Origin of the sequence: Burkholderia sp. HI2714 (assembly GCF_002223085.1) — a bacterium.
In the GTDB taxonomy this organism is placed as follows: Bacteria; Pseudomonadota; Gammaproteobacteria; order Burkholderiales; family Burkholderiaceae; genus Burkholderia; species Burkholderia lata_D.
Genome location: NZ_NKFM01000105.1, coordinates 1 through 3,868, shown reverse-complemented (window position 1 = coordinate 3,868; position 3,868 = coordinate 1). Strand labels below are relative to the sequence as shown.

The 3,868-nt window shown below is 61.8% G+C and carries 2 protein-coding genes; both read left to right on the top strand.

The window, feature by feature from the left end:
• On the top strand, nucleotides 1-1,598 hold a 1,598-nt coding region (locus CFB82_RS44515), incomplete at its 5' end, for a hypothetical protein (RefSeq protein WP_179255535.1).
• Between the two features lie 30 nt (nucleotides 1,599-1,628).
• On the top strand, nucleotides 1,629-3,868 hold a 2,240-nt coding region (locus CFB82_RS44510; protein WP_143751077.1), incomplete at its 3' end, for a hypothetical protein.

Sequence of the window (3,868 nt, the reverse complement as noted above, 5' to 3'; positions counted from 1 at the left end):
TGTTCGTCGCGTTCAGGCCGGTCGACAACGAACTGACATTACTGTTGGTCGTGGTCAGGCTGGTCGACAACGAGCCCACGTCGGTCGATTCCTGCGTCGACAGCGCACCGACGGTGCTGTTCGTCGTGCTCAGGCCGGTCGACAGTGAACCCACACCGCTTTGCGCCGTGCTGATCCCCACCGCTGCCGAAGTCGACAGGCTCGTCACGCTGCTGCTCGTCGCGTTCAGGCTCGTCGATAACGAGCTGACATTGCTGTTGGTCGTGTTCAGGCTGGTCGACAACGAACCCACGTCGGTCGATTCCTGCGTCGACAGCGCACCGAGCGTGCTGTTGGTCATGCTCAGGCCCGTCGACAGCGATCCCACACCGCTTTGTGCCGTGCTGATCCCTGCCGCGGTCGAAGTCGACAGGCTCGTCACGTTGCTGTTCGTCGCGTTCAGGCCGGTCGACAACGAACTGACATTGCTGTTGGTCGTGGTCAGGCTGGTCGACAACGATCCCACGTCGGTCGATTCCTGCGCCGACAGCGCACCGAGCGTGCTGTTGGTCGTGCTCAATCCCGTCGACAGTGAGCCCACACCACTCTGTGCCGTGCTGATCCCTGCCGCGGTCGAAGTCGAAAGGCTCGTCACGCTGCTGTTGGTCGTGTCCAGGCCAGTCGACAGGCTCGTCACGTTGCTATTGGTCGTATTCAGGCTGGTCGACAATGAACCCACGTCGGTCAACTCCTGCGTCGACAGCGCACCAAGGGCGCTATTCGTCGTACTCAGCCCCGTCGACAGTGAGCCCACACGACTTTGTGCCGTGCTGATCCCCACCGCTGCCGAAGTCGACAGGCTTGTCACGCTGCTGTTGGTCGTGTTCAGGCTGGTCGACAACGAACCCACGTCGGTCGATTCCTGGGTCGACAGCGCACCGAGCGTGCTGTCCGTCGTGCTCAATCCCGTTGACAGCGAGCCCACACCACTTTGTGCCGTGCTGATCCCCACCGCTGCCGAAGTCGACAGGCTTGTCACGCTGCTGTTCGTCGCATTCAGGCCGGTCGACAGCGAGCCTACGCCGCTTTGTGCCGTGCTAATCCCCGCCGCTGCCGAAGTCGACAGGCTCGTCACGCTGCTGTTGGTCGTATTCAAGCTGGTCGACAATGAACCCACATCGGTCAACTCCTGCGTCGACAACGCACCGAGCGTGCTGTTGGTCGTGCTCAGGCCCGTCGACAACGAGCCCACGCCGCTTTGTGCCGTGCTGATCCCTGCCGCGGTCGAAGTCGACAGGCTCGTCACGCTGCTGTTCGTCGCGTTCAGGCCCGTCGATAGCGAGCTGACATTACTGTTGGTCGTGTTCAGGCTAGTCGACAACGAACCCACGTCGGTCAATTCCTGCGTCGACAGCGCACCAAGGGCGCTATTCGTCGTGCTCAGCCCCGTCGACAGCGAGCCCACACCGCTTTGTGCCGTGCTGATCCCCACCGCAGCCGAAGTCGACAGGCTCGTCACGCTGCTGTTCGTCGCGTTCAATCCCGTCGACAACGAACTGACATTGCTGTTGGTCGTGGTCAGGCTGGTCGACAACGATCCCACGTCGGTCGACTCCTGAGTCGACAGCGCACCAAGGGCGCTATTCGTCGTGCTCAATCCCGTTGACAGCGAGCCCACACCGCTTTGTGCCGTGCTGATCCCCGCCGCTGCCGAAGTCGACAGGCTCGTCACGCTGCTGTTCGTCGTGTTCAGGCTAGTCGACAACGAACCCACGTCGGTCGATTCCTGCGTCGACAACGCACCGAGCGTGCTGTTGGTCGTGCTCAATCCCGTCGACAGTGAGCCCACACCGCTTTGTGCCGTGCTAATCCCTGCGGCAGTCGAAGTCGACAGGCTTGTCACGCTGCTGTTCGTCGTATTCAAGCCAGTCGACAGCGAACTGACATTGCTGTTGGTCGTATCCAAGCCAGTCGACAACGAGCTGACATTGCTGTTGGTCGTGGTCAGGCTGGTCGACAACGAGCCCACGTCGGTCGATTCCTGCGTCGACAGCGCACCGACGGTGCTGTTGGTCGTGCTCAGGCCCGTCGACAGTGAACCCACACCGCTTTGCGCCGTGCTGATCCCCGCCGCTGCCGAAGTCGACAGGCTCGTCACGCTGCTGTTGGTCGTATTCAAGCTGGTCGACAATGAACCCACGTCGGTCGATTCCTGCGCCGACAACGCACCGAGCGTGCCGTTGGTCGTGCTCAGGCCCGTCGACAGCGAGCCCACGCCGCTTTGTGCCGTGCTGATCCCTGCCGCGGTCGAAGTCGACAGGCTCGTCACACTGCTGTTCGTCGCATTCAGGCCGGTCGACAATGAGCCCACGTCGGTCGACTCCTGCGTCGACAGCGCACCGAGCGTGCTGTTCGTCGTGCTCAATCCCGTTGACAGCGAGCCCACACCACTTTGTACCGTGCTGATCCCTGCTGCGGTTGAGGTCGACAGGCTTGTCACGCTGCTGTTCGTCGCGTTCAGGCCCGTCGACAACGAGCTGACATTGCTGTTGGTCGTGGTCAGGCTGGTCGACAACGAGCTCACGTCGGTCGATTCCTGTGTCGACAGCGCACCGACGGTGCTGTTCGTCGTGCTCAATCCCGTCGACAGTGAGCCCACACCGCTTTGTGCCGTGCTGATCCCTGCCGCTGCAGAAGTCGACAGGCTCGTCACGCTGCTGTTCGTCGCGTTCAGGCCGGTCGACAACGAACTGGCATTGCTGTTGGTCGTAGTCAGGCTTGTCGACAACGAGCCCACGTCGGTCGATTCCTGCGTGGACAACGCACCGAGCGTGCTATTCGTCGTGCTCAATCCCGTCGACAGTGAACCCACACCGCTTTGTGCCGTGCTGATCCCTGCCGCGGTCGAGGTCGACAGGCTCGTCATGCTGCTGTTGGTCGTGTCCAGGCCAGTCGACAGGCTCGTCACATTGCTGTTGGTCGTATTCAAGCTGGTCGACAGCGAGCCCACACCACTTTGTGCCGTGCTGATCCCCACCGCAGCCGAAGTCGACAGGCTTGTCACGCTGCTGTTGGTCGTGTTCAGGCTGGTCGACAACGATCCCACGTCGGTCGACTCCTGCGTCGACAACGCACCGAGCGTGCTGTTGGTCGTGCTCAGGCCCGTTGACAGCGAGCCCACACCGCTTTGCGCCGTGCTAATCCCTGCCGCGGTCGAGGTCGACAGGCTCGTCACGCTGCTGTTGGTCGTATTCAAGCTGGTCGACAATGAACCCACATCGGTCGATTCCTGCGTCGACAACGCACCGAGCGTGCTGTTGGTCGTGGTCAGGCCCGTCGACAGCGAGCCCACACCGCTTTGCGCCGTGCTGATCCCTGCCGCGGTCGAAGTCGACAGGCTCGTCACGCTGCTGTTCGTCGCGTTCAGGCCCGTCGATAGCGAGCTGACATTACTGTTGGTCGTGGTCAGGCTAGTCGACAACGAACCCACATCGGTCAATTCCTGCGTCGACAACGCACCAAGGGCGCTATTCGTCGTGCTCAGGCCTGTCGACAGTGAACCCACACCGCTTTGTGCCGTGCTGATCCCCGCCGCGGTCGAAGTCGATAGGCTCGTCACATTGCTGTTGGTCGTATTCAAGCTGGTCGACAGCGAACCCACGTCGGTCGATTCCTGCGTCGACAACGCACCGAGCGTGGTGTTCGTCGTGCTCAATCCCGTCGACAGTGAGCCCACACCGCTTTGTGCCGTGCTGATCCCCGCCGCTGCCGAAGTCGACAGGCTTGTCACGCTGCTGTTGGTCGTGTCCAGGCCAGTCGACAGGCTCGTCACGTTGCTGTTCATCGCGTTCAGGCCGGTCGACAACGAACTGACATTGCTGTTGGTCAT